Source organism: Clostridium sp. TW13 (genome assembly GCF_024345225.1).
GTDB classification, from domain to species: Bacteria; Bacillota; Clostridia; order Clostridiales; family Clostridiaceae; genus Inconstantimicrobium; species Inconstantimicrobium mannanitabidum.
In genome coordinates, this window is record NZ_BROD01000001.1 from 1,703,845 (window position 1) to 1,720,658 (window position 16,814).

22 protein-coding genes are annotated in these 16,814 nt (G+C 29.9%); 3 read left to right on the forward strand and 19 right to left on the reverse strand.

What is annotated here, in order from left to right:
- Positions 1-56: 56 nt before the first annotated feature.
- The 15 genes from OCU47_RS08330 to OCU47_RS08400 form a co-directional block, all read right to left on the reverse strand.
- The gene (locus OCU47_RS08330) at positions 57-332 is read right to left on the reverse strand and encodes a YbhB/YbcL family Raf kinase inhibitor-like protein (protein WP_376778032.1); all 276 of its coding nucleotides are present in this window, start codon (positions 330-332) and stop codon (positions 57-59) included.
- Positions 333-385: 53 nt separating this feature from the next.
- On the reverse strand, positions 386-1,597 hold the full coding sequence (locus OCU47_RS08335; RefSeq protein WP_261828137.1) for a DNA glycosylase AlkZ-like family protein: 1,212 nt from the start codon (positions 1,595-1,597) through the stop codon (positions 386-388).
- Between the two features lie 481 nt (positions 1,598-2,078).
- Positions 2,079-2,555, reverse strand: a complete 477-nt coding sequence (locus OCU47_RS08340) for a pyridoxamine 5'-phosphate oxidase family protein (RefSeq protein WP_261828138.1) — start codon at positions 2,553-2,555, stop codon at positions 2,079-2,081.
- 73 nt (positions 2,556-2,628) lie between these two features.
- Positions 2,629-3,243, reverse strand: coding sequence for a DUF6273 domain-containing protein (locus tag OCU47_RS08345; protein ID WP_261828139.1), 615 nt, complete (start codon positions 3,241-3,243; stop codon positions 2,629-2,631).
- A gap of 32 nt (positions 3,244-3,275) precedes the next feature.
- A complete protein-coding gene (locus tag OCU47_RS08350; RefSeq protein WP_261828140.1) occupies positions 3,276-4,256 on the reverse strand; it encodes a helix-turn-helix domain-containing protein in 981 nt (326 codons plus the stop codon).
- A 260-nt stretch (positions 4,257-4,516) separates the two neighbouring features.
- Complete coding sequence (locus tag OCU47_RS08355; RefSeq protein WP_261828141.1) at positions 4,517-5,269, reverse strand: methyltransferase domain-containing protein; 753 nt, start codon at positions 5,267-5,269, stop codon at positions 4,517-4,519.
- 36 nt (positions 5,270-5,305) lie between these two features.
- Positions 5,306-5,854: an AAA family ATPase gene (locus OCU47_RS08360; protein ID WP_261828142.1), complete on the reverse strand. Its 549-nt coding sequence runs from the start codon at positions 5,852-5,854 to the stop codon at positions 5,306-5,308.
- A 41-nt stretch (positions 5,855-5,895) separates the two neighbouring features.
- Positions 5,896-6,357, reverse strand: coding sequence for an NUDIX hydrolase (locus OCU47_RS08365; RefSeq protein WP_261828143.1), 462 nt, complete (start codon positions 6,355-6,357; stop codon positions 5,896-5,898).
- Positions 6,358-6,393: 36 nt separating this feature from the next.
- Positions 6,394-6,888 carry an NUDIX domain-containing protein gene (locus tag OCU47_RS08370; RefSeq protein ID WP_261828144.1) on the reverse strand — a complete coding sequence of 165 codons (495 nt, stop codon included), beginning with the start codon at positions 6,886-6,888 and terminating at the stop codon, positions 6,394-6,396.
- Positions 6,889-6,916: 28 nt separating this feature from the next.
- On the reverse strand, positions 6,917-7,321 hold the full coding sequence (locus OCU47_RS08375) for an NUDIX domain-containing protein (RefSeq protein WP_261828145.1): 405 nt from the start codon (positions 7,319-7,321) through the stop codon (positions 6,917-6,919).
- Positions 7,322-7,376: 55 nt separating this feature from the next.
- Positions 7,377-8,309, reverse strand: coding sequence for an aminoglycoside phosphotransferase family protein (locus tag OCU47_RS08380; RefSeq protein WP_261828146.1), 933 nt, complete (start codon positions 8,307-8,309; stop codon positions 7,377-7,379).
- 415 nt (positions 8,310-8,724) lie between these two features.
- Positions 8,725-8,886: a hypothetical protein gene (locus tag OCU47_RS08385; RefSeq protein WP_261828147.1), complete on the reverse strand. Its 162-nt coding sequence runs from the start codon at positions 8,884-8,886 to the stop codon at positions 8,725-8,727.
- A gap of 36 nt (positions 8,887-8,922) precedes the next feature.
- The gene (locus OCU47_RS08390) at positions 8,923-9,201 is read right to left on the reverse strand and encodes a hypothetical protein (RefSeq protein ID WP_261828148.1); all 279 of its coding nucleotides are present in this window, start codon (positions 9,199-9,201) and stop codon (positions 8,923-8,925) included.
- Positions 9,202-9,249: 48 nt separating this feature from the next.
- Complete coding sequence (locus OCU47_RS08395; protein WP_261828149.1) at positions 9,250-9,699, reverse strand: GNAT family N-acetyltransferase; 450 nt, start codon at positions 9,697-9,699, stop codon at positions 9,250-9,252.
- A gap of 37 nt (positions 9,700-9,736) precedes the next feature.
- Complete coding sequence (locus OCU47_RS08400) at positions 9,737-10,246, reverse strand: GNAT family N-acetyltransferase (RefSeq protein ID WP_261828150.1); 510 nt, start codon at positions 10,244-10,246, stop codon at positions 9,737-9,739.
- Positions 10,247-10,467: 221 nt separating this feature from the next.
- Between OCU47_RS08400 and OCU47_RS08405 the strand changes: the two genes are divergently transcribed.
- Positions 10,468-10,998 (forward strand): dihydrofolate reductase family protein, encoded by a 531-nt coding sequence (locus tag OCU47_RS08405; protein ID WP_261828151.1) that lies wholly within the window; start codon positions 10,468-10,470, stop codon positions 10,996-10,998.
- A 93-nt stretch (positions 10,999-11,091) separates the two neighbouring features.
- On the opposite strand, the gene OCU47_RS08410 is transcribed toward OCU47_RS08405, so the two are convergent.
- The 3 genes from OCU47_RS08410 to OCU47_RS08420 form a co-directional block, all read right to left on the reverse strand.
- Positions 11,092-11,697 carry a sugar O-acetyltransferase gene (locus tag OCU47_RS08410; protein ID WP_261828152.1) on the reverse strand — a complete coding sequence of 202 codons (606 nt, stop codon included), beginning with the start codon at positions 11,695-11,697 and terminating at the stop codon, positions 11,092-11,094.
- Between the two features lie 436 nt (positions 11,698-12,133).
- Complete coding sequence (locus OCU47_RS08415) at positions 12,134-12,637, reverse strand: cupin domain-containing protein (protein ID WP_261828153.1); 504 nt, start codon at positions 12,635-12,637, stop codon at positions 12,134-12,136.
- Positions 12,638-12,843: 206 nt separating this feature from the next.
- Positions 12,844-13,458: a class I SAM-dependent methyltransferase gene (locus tag OCU47_RS08420; RefSeq protein ID WP_261828154.1), complete on the reverse strand. Its 615-nt coding sequence runs from the start codon at positions 13,456-13,458 to the stop codon at positions 12,844-12,846.
- Between the two features lie 365 nt (positions 13,459-13,823).
- Here OCU47_RS08420 and OCU47_RS08425 point away from each other — a divergent pair, with 365 nt between their 5' ends.
- Both OCU47_RS08425 and OCU47_RS08430 read left to right on the forward strand, forming a co-directional pair.
- On the forward strand, positions 13,824-14,999 hold the full coding sequence (locus OCU47_RS08425) for a MerR family transcriptional regulator (protein ID WP_261828155.1): 1,176 nt from the start codon (positions 13,824-13,826) through the stop codon (positions 14,997-14,999).
- A gap of 515 nt (positions 15,000-15,514) precedes the next feature.
- Positions 15,515-16,327 carry a GNAT family N-acetyltransferase gene (locus OCU47_RS08430; protein ID WP_261828156.1) on the forward strand — a complete coding sequence of 271 codons (813 nt, stop codon included), beginning with the start codon at positions 15,515-15,517 and terminating at the stop codon, positions 16,325-16,327.
- Between the two features lie 120 nt (positions 16,328-16,447).
- Here OCU47_RS08430 and OCU47_RS08435 read toward each other — a convergent pair whose 3' ends face one another.
- On the reverse strand, positions 16,448-16,795 hold the full coding sequence (locus OCU47_RS08435; protein WP_261828157.1) for a VOC family protein: 348 nt from the start codon (positions 16,793-16,795) through the stop codon (positions 16,448-16,450).
- Positions 16,796-16,814: the final 19 nt, after the last annotated feature.

Here is a 16,814-nt window from a genome sequence, read left to right on the forward strand (position 1 = left end):
ATTATGTAACCACAAAAACAGAAAAAAGCTTAAATCTGAATCCTCTTACCTCTGGTTTAATTCTCGTAAAGCCCTTTTAATGTATACTGGTCTAAAATATGTTCATCCATTTCATGATATAGCTCATTTAACAGAAAACCTTTTTGTAAATTTAGCAATTTATCTAATGCAAAAACATGAAACTCATAAACATGTGCTTTATCTGGTGGTGTCATACCACCATAATAGCAAGAAAGCTCCTTTATTTGCTGATTTCCTTGCAAGCTAGTCCAACTATTGGTGCCTTGTATAAAGTCATCTGCTATCTGACTCTCATCATCTTTTAGAAACATATTTAATACTCTCTAATATATATTAAAAATACATTTGAATTTTATAATTATTACTATTTACCCAATATTACCTTATAAGATTCATCTGATAGACCACTTGATTTTAAGAATGTACAAAATCTTGCGAAACAATCATAAACTTCATTTATAACTTCATCAGTGACAGCATTTCTATCTTCCCACCACCAATTTTTTATTACTAGAGGTGCATCTCCCCTATGTATTTCAGGTTCAAACCTTGCTATTATTTTATCTCCGTATAATACTGGCAGCACATAATATCCATACTTTCTTTTAGAAACAGGTACATAAACTTCCCAACTATATTCAAAATTAAAAATATCCTTTACTAACTTTCTATCCCAAAGAAGATTATCAAGCGGAGCTAAGAAGGTTACTTTTTTATGAAAATTCTGTTCTGCTTCTGCTAAAATATGTGAATCCTCTGTTCTTATATAAAAATTCTCATGAACTCCTTCTACATAAACCCTTAGCAACTCTCCTTCATCACATAACTCTTGTAATATTTCATTCCTTAATTTCTTTTCTGAAACGAAATGTCCAAGCCATCCACCACCATTTCTATCCCAGTATATTCCTATACTACCTATTCTTCTTTTGAAGTACCATTTATAAAAACTCCTATCATTATCAAAAGGATCTTTCATTTGGAAAACTTCTTTTGGAAGTACATTCTCTATAAGGTCATAAACTCTTTGAACATTTTTCTTTTCTTTAACTCCTAAGATTCCTATATTAAACATATAATCCATAGTAGCACTAGAAAACTTTCCATGTCCCCATCCACATAGTTTAGTTTCCCCTAAGTCTATCTTAGAAGGTAAACATGCACCATTTTCAGAAATATATTTTTTTACTATATCAACATAGGTAATTGCTTCACTTGAATTTCGTCTTTTAAGTAATTCTTCTAGCTCTGACTTCCTTCTATTTCTTATTCTTTCAAAGTATGCCCAATCTTCAGTGCAATAGATAGACATCATTTTATCCCATCCATCTATTAATTCTCTATCCCCATACATCAATTTTTCTAACATATTAGGTTTATAATTTTCTATTCTAGATTGTAGTATAAGATCTATATTTCTCCCTACTACATTTAATGGGTCATATTGTAGACATCCAACTCTTTTAACAAATTCTTTAATACCGGTATAACTTTTAAATTGTTTTGGATAATGTAATCCCTGATAAACAATTAAGAATTTTCTTAATTGCTCTTTTGATAAATATATTTTTTCCATAAAATACTCTCCAAATAAATCTTCATAATTAATTCTAATTTTATTATATATAAAGATATGCGACAACTGTATGACGTATATTATTTACAAATATTAATAATTTCTTTGCTTTTCATGCTTTATTGAAAAAGATTTCTCCATAAAAGAAGGAGTATCCTTCATAGATACACCTTCTTTGCATCATTCAACAACTGATACGCCCCCACCAATACCCGAATATGTAACTATAGGAATTCCTGACTTATTTAATGTATCTAAGTCACGAAAAATTGTACACTTAGCAACTTCAAGTCTTTACTATAGCTCTTTTATTTCATTGATGGTAAGAAAATATATATTCCTTTAACACCTTACAAATAAGCCAAAACCCTAACAATAAACTGTTTAATGTTGGGCTTCAGAAAATTAAGTTAGAAAATATTAATAATTACGTAGTGGTATTCTTTTGCTCTCAAATTAGAAACTGCTTATTCTTACGGATTTATTTCGCCGTTTTATTGATAAAATCAATTTCATACTGATACTCACCGTATTTTTTTTCGTTATCAGTAAGCGTCCCCTCTGTGAGAGATATACGCAAAACTATTGAGTTCGGATTGTCCTCATCACCAACTTCATCAAACCAGTTGAAAATCTTTTTAAATTTCGCTCTGATTTCCGCATTCTTTTCATCCTTGACCCAACCTAGATTTTTAGCTATGCCATGGAAAGCATACCAATCCATCCCAGCAACGGAAACCTCGTTGTTCTTTTCAATTTGCAGCATTTTATTTTTTTTGGCATCTGTAGAAACATAAAATACGCCATCTTCATAATAAGCACAAACCATACGGACTGCAGGGCGTGGATTACCAGCAGCATTCGAAGATAGTGATATTGTCGCAAGGGCAATAACTTCTTCTTTGCCATTTCCACAACGTTCCTCCATAAGTTTCATTGCATTTTCATATTTGCTCATTTCAAATTTCTCCTTTTAATTTATTTTTTCATGCTATAACTATAATAAAATCACTTTAAAAGCGACTCGAGATTTACAATTCGAGGTTTAGCCACAAAGCAGGACGGACACCGCCTATACATTTTCCATCACCGATGTTACCCTTCAATATATTGTTGCCTTGGATACCTATATTACCGTCAGTCCCGAAGATGTATACGGCTTTTACATTAACGCGGCCTGGGGAGCGAAGCCACCACCAACAATACCCTCCACCATGAAGTTTCGCTAATCGCTTACTATTATTTTTATCTTTTCTTTCAAACCAATATCTTTGATTTTTTCCTGGATTATTCAGCTTCGAAAGACTATCACCGAAATACTTGCACACTTCCTCAAGGCTTAACAAAAATATACTATCTTGGGTATCTGGTCCGCCTTTTGAATGATACCACTGATTATCAAGATTTTTATTTATTACTGGAATTATTCTTGATTTATCTTTTGCATTGAACTTGTCATAAAATTCATCATTTAGATATTTTCTTAACGCACAATCAGACCATGTTATATCTTTATAAGCATCATGGTATGGACGTTGTTCTATAATTTCTTCGGTTATAATCAAAGCCGTATTGTTTTGTATGTCAAGCACACGCCAATTATAACCTCCAAATGATAGTGATGAATCGATTTTAATATTTTCCATATAACCCCTTCTCTCTTTGTAATAGTATATTTTTATATCCCTTCTTTTAGCTTGATGGGAAAATATCTTTGCATTTGCTTATAACCAAGTCCTTTTTCTATGTCTTTATAGGCAATATCTCGTCCATCTTCAAATAAATAAGGCATATTAAACATAACATTGCGATCTTTGTCAAGCTCAAAATTTGTGCTTTCAATCCATACGCGAACTTTATCTTCCACTTTGCGTATGCTCTCGTTGTCATCGTCAATACTGACTGCCATAGCGTATAAGCCTCCCGGAAAATCGAACAATTTAAAAGGACTTACATCTGCATTGGTAACACCATCTTTAACAGCACATATCCATTCAGCTTTATCATTTTTAGAAAGTAAGAAATCAAAACAATCGAAAATCACACTCTTATATAAATGACAATACTGCCATAACTGGTACATATACCCTCCCTCTTTAAACATATCTCCCCACGGTTGATCGCCGCATGTTATCGCTTTGAAGTTCGGTATCCTGACAACCATTATATCTGGAATTTTTTTATCTAATTTTTCCGTTATTTCAAGCAATCGGTTTATATTGGAAGGCTTGCCGATATAGTCAACGCTTATCAACTGTGTTTCAATCTCTTTAGCCTTGTTATACAGCAATTTTATGTCTGAGTTGTCTGCAAAGTTCACTTGTTCGATTTCATGTATAAAATCAAGCACGATTTCTTTCAACTCATGCAAAAGCGCAACCTCGTCGTCTATGCTCTCTACTTTTTTCCCTAGTACTTCTAAAACTACATCAGAACCAGAAGTATTGAAAACACGTTGAATGTCTTTTATGCTGATATTAAGCTTTCGTAAAATTAGTATTTGTTCAAGCCTCCTAACAGCATTTTCGTCGTACATTCTATATTTATAGTCATCACTTCGGGTGCTGGACAGCAATCCCATGTCCTCATAATAACGCAGTGTACGGGCTGTAATGTCATATTTGCTTGATACATCTTTGATTTTGATTAAGTTGTTCATTTGTTTCCCCCTCTTTTCTTAATTATCAAGGATAAACTTAGTATAAAGGCTTCCCTAAAGGAAGAGTCAAGAGAATAATACTATTTTTCTGTAAAAAGTATAAATTTTCCTCCACCTAATGGATAATCTAAAGTATCCATTAGGTGGAGGAAAAATGAATTTGTTCAAGCATAAACTGACATTTACCATAAGACCAGTAGTATGCAATACTACTTCGAAAGTAAGAATTTCATAGAAAGAAATACACTCATCTTTGTATGTTAAAGTTTCTTAGCTAAATATAAAACTATAGTATCATTAAGTGTTATTTTATTACCTGCATCTAAAATAGCAGTTCTTACGCCCTCAAAAAAGTTTGTTCTATATGGTTCTTTTAATGTAATATGGTCGCAGTTTGTACTTATATACAATACAAATTCATCTGCATTAAGTTCTCTGGTTTTGTGATAATTTCGACATTCAAAATCAACTAAGCCATATTTCTCAACGTTGTTGTAAGCTAAGCTACAAGTATACTTATTTTCAGGATAAAAATACTTATGATATACCTCTTGTATTTTTGTATATAAATCTTCGTTAGGTGTTTTATAATCTGTTCGAGTCATCATCATTGCAAATGTCCCACCATTTTTTAATAGATTATAAACTTTTGGGAATCCGATTTCTTCTGGTATCCATTGAATTGTTGCAGCAGAATACACCAAATCAAATTTTTGCTGCTCAAAGTCATGTGTTTCAAAATCAGCATTTACAATATGAAAATTCTTGTATGAACTAAACTTATTCTTTGTATATTCAGCAAGATGTTCTCCAAGTTCAATTGCCAAATATGAGCAACCTGTTTTTAAAATTGGTTCTGTAGCTTGACCTGTTCCTGGACCGATTTCAAGAACTGTATTGTCTGTATCAAGCTTTGCATATTCAATAATATCAGAAAAAGCTTCCTCACAATAACGTGGCCTCCATTTATCAAATTGTTCTGGTATACTGTCAAAAATTTTTCTAAACTCCATTGATATCCCTCCTAAAATAAACTAATAAACTTGTCCTTAAGAATTCAGTTTGCAATATTCATGGACTATTATCTCAACATTGTTTTTTAAGTCCTCATTTCCATTTAGGCGAAGAACTTTACAAGGTAATGAATTAGCCCATTGAGCATGGGTACTCATACATGGAGAAGCATCGGTATCATATCTTGCTGCAGTATCAAGAAAATGGCAATGATCTTCATACATATCTCCGCCTTCCATAATTCTCTCCCCGTATATTTCATATTCTCGCTTATTAATCCTGGCAATTCTAGTATCAATAGATGCAGTAATATGTATTGCCAAATCAAATAACGGAACAAATGGTGCATTAAAGCTATCCATTGAACCAGCCATCACAAAATGAGTTCCTTTTGATATATCTTCCATTAATCTACTAATTTTTTCCTCATGGGTATACATAACTGTAAAAGGTTTATCTGTATCTTTTCTCCAAATATAATCGTCTATATCAAAATACGGAAAATTAAGCTTTTCTGCAACCAATTTTCCCAAGGTTGTTTTTCCAGACCCAGCTGAACCAAAAATAATAATTCCTCTTGCCATTTCTTTTAATCTCCTTAACATAAAGTGGAATTTACTTACTATTAATCATTGCAACTAATTTGCACAATTTTTAAATCTACTTCATCTATGTAACCTATATTTTCTACCATATCCCAAAGTAATATTTTATCCATTTCGTCATCATCATTTTTTATGAATTCATATAATTCCTCTTGCTCACAGCAAAAAATAGCTTGATATCTTATGTAGCCTTTAGCATCACTTACCTTAGCCAAGCCTTTGAATATCAAGTTCGAATTTCTCTGATGTGTTTCTTCCAGTAGTTCTCTTTCAGCCGCACATCTAGGAGTTTCTCCTTCCTCAATATGGCCTGCTGGAAACTCCCATTGTTTTCTCCAATTATTGTAGCCAAGAACATATTTGTCTTTAATTTTTAAAATAGCAAATGCACCTGTAACATTGGTATATTTATTTATGTCTATTTCTTTTATGTCAATATATTCTAGCAATTTCCAACCACTTTTGTTTTTCGCTAACACCATCTATATTCCCTCTTACATGAATTATAATAAATAAGATCATTCTATTCCAAAACCACTTGAATTCCACTTTCTCCAAATATCATGATTAAAAAGTCCTTGTTCAATTACTTCCCAAAATTCATTATGTAGAACTTCTGGATATGCTTTTGGAATTCTCTTAATTTCCTCTTTAGTAAAAAAACTAACATCATTTAATATTTGGCTATTAACATCAAATTCAGGGTCATATCCCAAAGCTAAATTACCTCCAACTATTTCTCCAAGAAAATAATTGGTATGTTTTACTCCATATTGAGATTTTTCTTCAACTGTCCATAATAATCTGTTAATTTTTATGTCCAAACCAGTTTCCTCTTTAACTTCTCTAATACCACCATCCATAGTATATTCTCCATATTCAACTCCACCACCTGGTATAACCCAAAATTCATCTACTTTCCCTTGTTCTTCTTGTCTATGCTTGACCATTAAAACTCTATTTTCTTTATCAATCACAAAAACTCTCACTCCTGCCCATACACCACTATGCATAATATTCCCCCTATAAAATTGGAATTTACTAAATGAATTCCTTTACTTCATTTAGTATTCTTTTTGAACTCTCAAATTGAAAAGCATTCATTGCTTCTTCGTATGTCATTAAATAAGCGCCTTCTAATTCATCTTCTTGATAAGATAACTGTTGGTTATCATACTCTGCAACGAAATATATGATTTTTTTAATCACATCTTTCTTATTAGGAATTTGATGTTCATCAATTGTCCTAAACCCTGCAAGAATTTGTGGCCTTATACCTATTTCTTCATATATCTCCCTTAATGCAGTCTCCACTTCAGTTTCATTTCCTTCAACATGACCTTTTGGAAAGCCATAAAATCCTTCTAATGATTTCACAATAACGAAATAAACAGCATCGTCTTTGCGTGTGAATACTACCGCTCCACTTGATACTTCATATTTCATAACGTACCTCCGTCAAATTGGAATTTCTCTAACATAGCTAGTTAAGACCTTACTTTTATTTTATACTAATATATTTATCACTATTAACTTTATACCAATTCGGTATTACTGTTTTAAAGTTATAATAATCATTAAAAGCAGTAATACAACGTTTCTTCATTCCATCTATTTCATCTTCTCCAAACTTTTCAGCCCACACTATTGAATTTAACGATGTGTATGCTACATATACAGCAAGAATATTCCAAAATTCTAAAGAAGGTTCACCATCGAAATATCCATGAATTTGCCCAATTGAAAAAGGAATACTAACTTCAACATCAAAACTTTGTATTTTATAGAATTCTTCATATCTATCGCCATATTCCCATCTATTAAAATCAATAACACCAACCATCCCACAAGGAGTTAATATTAAATTACCAATATGGTAATCTCCATGTTTATATACTGGAGCTAATGAATTTATTTTTCCAATGTTATTCTTAACAAAGTCTATTGCAAACTGGTCTTCACTTACCCGATTAATACTATTTTCATATCGACGAAGTTTGTCTAACATTTTATCTTTCTTATCATATGCAATTATATTCTCTGTAGGATGAACTTTTAATGAATGGATTGATTTCAATATTCTACCTGCTTGTAATCCAAGTTTATATTGTTCACTTTCAGTATAACCACTAAGTACAGTCTTGAGACAATCCCCCTCTACCCATGTTAAAAGAATATATACATTGTTCTTGTTATTACAAAAACCAAATTGTATTGCTTGTGACATTGAAATGGCTAATGAATTACATTTCTTGATAAATTCAAATTCTTTTAGTTTATTATCATAGCTAGCTGCATCTGAAATACGTAATAGTAACCTATTTCCATCATAATCTTCTATATAAAATTTTGAATCAGTTGACCAACCTTCATTTACTTTTTTTATAATTCTCCAACTTTCGAAACTTGGAATATCTTTTAATTCACTGTACATTCTATATATCCTCCTTGAGATAAACTATATGAAGTTTAAACGTTTTTATATAAATTAATCTGTATTCGTATACATTTATCTGCTAATACTAAATTCCTATTATATAAATTACTGTATATTAAATTGTATCACAATTCGTCACAAATAAATACATATACTATATATTTTTCCATATGTTTTATAGTTCAACATCTTTATTCATACAAAAAAACTATTATAAAATAGTAATTTTACCTATTTTATAATAGTTTCAATGTTGCATTATCTCATTTAAAAAGACTAATCAATTTGAATTGAATTTGATGTTTCTTATATTTATTTAATAACTCCTATTATTATAGTTATTGTTTATAATAAAAAGATTTTATCATTTGTGTAAATAATTTTCTCTTGTTCTCCCATATAAGAAATTACTTTATTCCAACTTGACGAATCTTGTCCAAGTCCATGAATTAATAAATACTGCATTGTATACTTCCTTCCTACCATGATATTCTTGTCTATGCTTAACCATTAATACTCTATGCTCTTTATCAAGTACAAAAACTCTCACTTCTGCCCAGACACCACTAGGCATAATATTGCTCACACAAAATTGGAATTTATCTTTTTGTCACAATAAATCCCACTTATTATTCTTATTATCAAAATCCTTATTAATTAAATTTATCAGTATCTCAAATGACATTTCCAAAGGAATCATTTTGGACATAAAAATGTACTCCTTAGCACTACAGGTTATATATATGGTCTGGTATTTAAAATCAAACTTTAAGCGATGTACTCCAATATCAATAAATTCCTTTTTCTCACATTGAAGGTTATTTAATAATTCTTCTTTTATACTATTTGATTTCCAAACAGTTGGTAGAAAATCTAATGTTTGCATCATTATACTTCATCCCCTCTATGCTAAACAAATTACTACTTATCAACATATTTATATATTTAAATGATATCTAAATGCATCTTCAGTAGGATTATCATAATACCCTTTAAGATTTTCTACATTTCTGAAATCAAAATCACTAAATACCTTTTGCATTGGATAGTTTGTAACCCTTGTCTCTCCTCTAAAATCTTTCATTCCTTCTTTTTTCATCTCATTTATCATTGTTTCCAATAGTTTATGAGCTAATTTTTGTCCTCTAAAACAACCTTTAGTTCCTATATTGGTGATTTTAACGTAATTTTTTTCTTTTCCCCAATTGTATATCATTAAGTATGCAATTAATTCAGTATTTTGTTTCACTAGATAAATAATATTATGTTCTAAATCCCCTAAAATTTCTTGCCATAATTCATTATCCCAGCAATTTACCCCAAAACATTCTTTATCTAACTCCAATAATTCATTTTTATATTTTAAATTAAACTTAACTATTTCCATAAATTATTTCACCCTTCAAATTTAAATTTAAGTTATCTTAAACCTCTATTTCAAATCCATACTCACGCAATGTAAGGTCAGCATCGATTCTTTCTTCATAGATTCCATCTACTTGCTTAAATCCGTTTTTTAGATATAAATTTATAGCTGGCTTATTTATATCCACAACAAAAAGCCTTAAATATTTAGCATTCTTCTGCTTAGTGAGTGTAATAGCATGCTTAAGCATTATACTGCCAATCCCTCGTCTTGAATAATCAACATTAACTCCAAAGCGATCAATATATAATGCCTTGTCATTTGAATTTTCCCATTTCACACAATTTGCTCCAGCATTTGATTCACATAATGCAAAGGCAGCAACTATATCATCATTATCCTCAACTAATAAATAAAGGTTATTATTTTCAATATCCTTGCTGAAAAACTCACACGGATATATTTCGTCCCAAATTGGTATGTTGTTTCTATTCATATTTTTAATTATACTTCTATACACAGTTTTGAGTTTCGATAAGTCGCTTAGATTAGCCAATCTCAAATTCATATCAATTCATCTCCAAGTTACTAATTACTTTTTAGTTGATTATATCATATTTTGTAAATAGCAACATTATTTAGTTTGTTAAAGCATTTTTTATTAAGGTTCTGTTAGATAATAATGTTATAATATAATTAACAATTTAATCTAACATAGTGCTTAAAATAAATTAAATGATCTTTTTACATTTACGTAATTCTAGTATAAAAAAATGGGAGGACAAAGAGATGAGTCAGCGCAAATTAGTGTTGTATATTGCTTCAAGCTTGGATGGATATATTGCTACAGATGAACACAACCTGGATTGGCTATTTGCAGTGGAAGGTGAGGGAGATAATGGTTATTCAAGGTTTTATGAATCAGTAGATACCATTCTAATCGGAAGAATAACTTATGATTGGATTATTGAGCATGAAAAAGGTGCTTTTCCATACAAAGGCAAGGAATGCTATGTTTTTACCAGAACTAAAAAGGATGATAACGAATATGTAAACTTTATCTGCGAAGATGTGGTTCAATTCTCAAAAGATTTAAAAAATAAAAATGGTAAGAACATCTGGCTTGTTGGTGGAGGAAATTTGCTTAACACTTTCATTGAAGAAAACTTGGTTGACGAAATTATTATTACTATTGCTCCAGTTTTACTTGGTAAAGGTATTCCTCTGTTCAGAGACAATAGTTTTCAAACATCATTATCTTTAAAAAGTATAAACCGTTTTAATCAATTCGTTGAGCTTCATTATGAAGTTGTACGATAATAAGAATAATCCTCTATGATAAGAATTATTCTCTGAATAATAGGGTGTATAAGCATCTTAATTTATTAATGCCATTTAATCCTAATTTAACAATTATAATAAGTTTAATTTTGAATCTTTTTCATTAATTATTCGTACAGGTTTGCAAGGAACACCATATGCAAGATAATTAGCAGGAATATCTTTTGTTACTACACTACCAGCTCCAATAACAGCATTATCTCCAATGGTGACACCACCAATAATTACAACGTTGGCAGCGATCCAAACATTATTTCCTATATGAATCTCTTCAGCATATTCGGACATCGAAATATGACCATCAGGATATTTCATAGATACCCTTTCCTCAGCTATCAATGGATGATTGGTTGCCATTAAAGATACATTGGGACCAATCATCACATTATTTCCTATATAAATTCTTGCATCATCCATAACCATAAGATTAAAATTAGCAAAGAAATTTTCACCAATAAAAGTATGGCACCCATAATTAAACTGTACTGGACCTTGAAAATAAAATTTTTCTCCTATATCGCCAATAAAATCTTTAATTATTGATAAACGATTTTCATCATATTCATCAAGTTCATTAAATTTTTTACACAGAGTATGTGCCTTGTGTTTAATATCTCTAAGTTCTTTTGTACGCGCATCAAACAACCTACCAGCAAATATCTTTTCTTCTTCAATCATAGTCTACCTCCTAAAAACAACAAATCAGGTTTAAATAATTATTATGTCATATGCATTTACTGCCCTTAGTAAATTATAACACCAATTATAAATATTTCATTATAAGGTTTTTAAATAATTTAATTTATAGAAATTACTTGATCAAAGCTACATATTACATAAAAAAATACTGCAAATTCATTTCTGAATAATGCAGTATATAAGTATGTTAATCTATTAATTCCTGAATAATACTGATATTATGGATGGGTAAACAACATAAATCATCTAAGCACGAATTCTTTTTACATTGTGCTTCATAAGTTTAGGATCTATATTTATATAAATCCATTTTTTTATTAGTGCTAACTGTTGTTGATGTTTCTCAAAGAACTCATCAGGTGAATTGAATACACCCAATCTATTCAATTTCATGAATTCAAGTTAAATAAAAATATTACTCTATGTTAGTAAGTTTAAGAATTACATCTTCGTATTGAGGATATTTTTCTAATAGAAATCTTCTTTCAAATAATTCAAAATCCCTGAACTCAAATCCTGGAGAAACCATGCAACCAACTAGTGCGTAACCTTCGTTATTCATGGCAGAGCCAAATATATAATCTTTTGGCACTAATACTTGAGGTTTTTCACCCTTTTCAATATTGAGACCAAGTTGCTCAGTTATAAGTTCTCCTTCTGGAGTAATCATATAAATAGTTAATGGTGAACCTGAATGATAGTACCACATTTCATCAGATTTTAATCTATGAAAATTAGAAACTTCACCATCCCTAAGTAAGAAATATATACTAGTCCAAAGTATTCTTGAACCTTCAAAGTCCACTTTCAAATCCTTTGAGGTTATGTTTTCTTCTGACATATAAATTTCTTTATAAAATCCACCTTCTGGATGTGCTATCATATTTAAATTTTTTACAAAATAATCTGCTGTATACATATCTATACTGCTCCTTTCAAATTGCCCTAATTGATTATTGTTACTCATAAATAGTTCAATATAAAACTTCTCATTTGTTTAAGTATAAACTATATAGATATAAAATTACAAATGGCGAATTACTATATAGACTATATTAAAATAGTTACGAATTCAGTTAAAACATAAATTTAGGAAAGCCAAATGACTTTCCTAAAAAATTGATATTATATTTTTTCAACTATATAATCTATGAATCCCAAAGTTATTTTTGTTTCTGCATTTGCATATCCCTCTCTAATTCTATTTTCTTTATAAATAATTTTAAAACCTTCAAAATATTTTTCAGCTTCATTTTCTGCAAAATAACTATGCAATATTTTTTGTCCATTTTCTTCTTGCAAATACTCTCCTTGTCCTACACACTCACCAATTGTGGATCTCCAATCATTAGTTGATGCAAAATTAATAAATGCTAGTCCTCCTAAAGGTAGTACTCTATGAATTTCTTTAATAACCTTTCTGATTTCTTCTTTTCTCATATGAAATATGGAATTGTATGAATATATAAAGCTTATAGATCCATCCTTAAATGGTAGTGATCTCATATCACCTTGCTTAATTGCTAAATTTAAATTATTCTTTTCTTCAAATTTCTTTGCCCTACTTATTTGATCTGAACTTATATCGATGCCATAGGTTTTATATCCTTGCTCAGAAAATATTGCTAGTGGTGGAATATTTCCGCCAGCACCACAATCTAAAACCTCTTTATTTAAATATGTATCATTACAATATAATAAAAAGGTATAAAGTTGATTTTGTCTAAAAATTGTATTCATGTTCATTTCCCCCTAACTCAAAAATTAAATTAACCTGTTGTTCCAAAAAAATTAATTCTAAATATTTTATTATTACTTCTTTTAAAATATATTAGAGTTTTTATTGTTCTTAGAAAATTTTTTGATGGCGTTTATTTAAATTTACAAAAGTATAAATATTTTACATATAAATTTAAAAATATTATATCAAAATTTAAAAAAACTCTCTATCTTTTATATAATTAATTTTTCCAAAAAGTGTTGACCCTAACATGATGTCATAGTGTAATATATAAATAAAGCTTCAATATATTAGCAAAAACTCATAGCCGGCTGGAGTATTAGAAAGTATTGATAGCTCTAGAATCAAAATTGGAGGAATAATCATGAGAACAGTAAAACAAGTTTCAGATTTGACAGGAATAAGTGTGCGTATGTTGCATTACTATGATGAAATAGGATTGTTAAAGCCAAGTACAGTTACAGAGGCTGGCTACAGGCTTTATGATGATGAAGCTCTTGTAACCTTACAGCAGATTTTATTTTTCAAGGAACTGGACATACCTCTAAAAGAAGTCAAAGAAATCATGGTTAGCCCCTACTTTGATAAAATGAAGGCTCTGGAAGATCAAAAAAAACTGATTATTATGAGACGTGATAGGCTGAATGATTTAATAGAGCTTATTAATAAGACATTAAAAGGAGAAAATACTATGAGTTTTAAAGAATTTGATATGAGTGAATATTACAGTGTATTAGAGGAATTTAAGAAAGAAAATAAAGAAAGAGTCATTAAGACTTGGGGAAGCGTAGATAAATTTGATGAAATGATTGAAAGCATTAAAGCTAATGAAGAAAAAATTGCTATAAGTGCTATAAAATCCTATGGTAGTATAAAGAAATATGCCCAAGCTATGAAGAAAGATCTCAATAATAGTACATTAATAGATATAGCACAACAAATTGATGAGTTTAAAACTGATTGTCTTCAGGATAAACATCCTAAATTAAAAGAGCTATATAAAAAGCTTGTATCTGATTTAGGTAAAAATCCTTCTTCAAAAGAAATTCAACAGCTTGCTAAGGAAATAACTGATACTGTTAAAAAGGATTATGAAATTTTCAGAATGGATGAGAAGGGAGAGGATCGCTGGTATTATATGTCCAAAAATTATTCTGTAAATCCAGAGTGGATAGAACCAGTTGATAAGAAATATGGTGAAGGTTCATCTAAGTTTATTGGCGAAGCCTTCAAAATCTGCTTGAAAGAAAACAAGCCTAAGTTAGAAGTACTCTACGACAAGCTTGCAGCTGACCTAAGTAAAAATCCTTCTTCAAAAGAGATTCAACAAATTGTAGATGAAATAGCAGCTACAACTAAGAAAAATTATGAATATTATAGAATAGATATGGGACTAGGATGTAAAGCTTTTTTATCTAATATGGCTAATATTTATTTATCAAGTGCAGATAAAGATAAGAATGCTATAGATGAAAAATACGGTAAGGGAGCAGCCAAATTTATTGGAGAGGCTTTAAAATTTTACTCTGAAAATGAATAGATAATACAAAAGCAGCTATAATTTCAACTGAAAATTATAGCTGCTTTTTTAGCATTGGTTTCTTGATTAAATTTGAGGCATTATCTTTAATATTAAATGTATTTTGATGCTGCCGAGAAATTCTTTTTATCAAAGTATTTTCTCTTCAAAATCAACCTCTTTAATAGCATTTTCATCAGATAAATTTAAGATTGAGTTTAGAAAACTTATTAATTAACTTCTCTATTAACACTTTTTATAACTTAAAACCATATAAGGAACATACATAAAGACGAAAGATAGTCTTTGTTTCTAGTCATTACAATATTAAACATCTATTGTATAATTATGATATAATGAATTTAATCACTATTTTTAGATTGTATTCTAATATCTAAAACTTATTTATAATAAAACATAGTGATTTATATTTTGAAAAATTATAATACTAATTGGTATAAAGGTGGTGGTGATGTGATAAGTGACATAAGCGATATAAGTGACATACAAATTAACATTAATAAGGGAGGATTATCATGTTTACACCATTTTTTAAAGAAGAAGACCTATTAAACCAAAAGCCATTTATAAATTACGAAGTACAATTCAATTTGTTTCATCGCATAATTGAAGGTGAAGAAGTAATAGCCTTAAAAACAGAAGATAGAAATGCAATTGCTATTCAAAACCCAGGGCATCCTATGTGGTTATGGATAAATGAAACATTAGAAAAATCAATAATTGATGATATTATCAAATCTTTATGCAACCAAATGAAGGATAATAAATTAAATTCTATTTCAGGAAAGCCTGAATTTGCAAGGTATTTTGCTGAACAATATTCAAGAATGCTTGGAATATCCTATAAAGTCTCTCTCGGGATGGAATCTTATAGATGTCTCAAAGTTATAAAACCTCAAAATGTTCAAGGAAAACTGATAAGGGCTGATTTAAAGCACCTTGATATAGTATCAGATTTTTGGGCAGGGTTTGGTTTCTGGTGCTTTGGAGTAACTGTTACAAAAGAAAGTCAAATCCCCAGTGCGGAGGAAATGATAAAGTCTGGTAACTTATTTTTATGGGAAGTTAACGAAAAAATATGTTCAATGGTAAACATAGCACATAAATCTAAAAGATATGTACGTATTAATAACGTATATACACCACCAGAAGAGAGAAAAAAAGGATATGCAAGTGCAGCAGTGGCTGAACTAAGTTCTTCATTATGTAATGAGGGATTAATACCTATGTTATATGCTGATATTAAAAATCCATACTCAAACAGCGTATATAAAGGCATTGGATTTAAAGAAAGTGGTAGAATAGATAATATTGTTTTTAAGTATTAGTAATCTAGCGGGAGAAAGTTACTCAATTGTCATTATATTCATTTAGCCCAATAATGTTTTGAGATAAATGTTAAGAAGTATGCTAAATTTAGTTTTTAGCATACTTCTTTTGTTTTAAAATCAATTGTTAAAACTTCTAAAATAGATGACATTTCTATCTGGATCATAGAAGCTCATATTTTTTGCTCCCCATGGACGTAGTTTAGGTTTTTTGATAATTTCAACACCTAGCTTAACAAGTTTTTCATATTCAGCATCAATATCATTTACAGTAAATGCAAGACATATATTTTGATTTTTATTATTTTTTTGAGACCCATCATTGTATATTGTTAACATGGTTTCTTCTGATAAAATTGTTTGATGAACATTATCATTACTACCGTTTTCAATTTCAAGTACTAATTTATAAAAGTTTGCTAACCTTACAACATCATTAGTTAACAATGTAATTTCTCCTATTCTCATATACACTCCCGCAAATCAC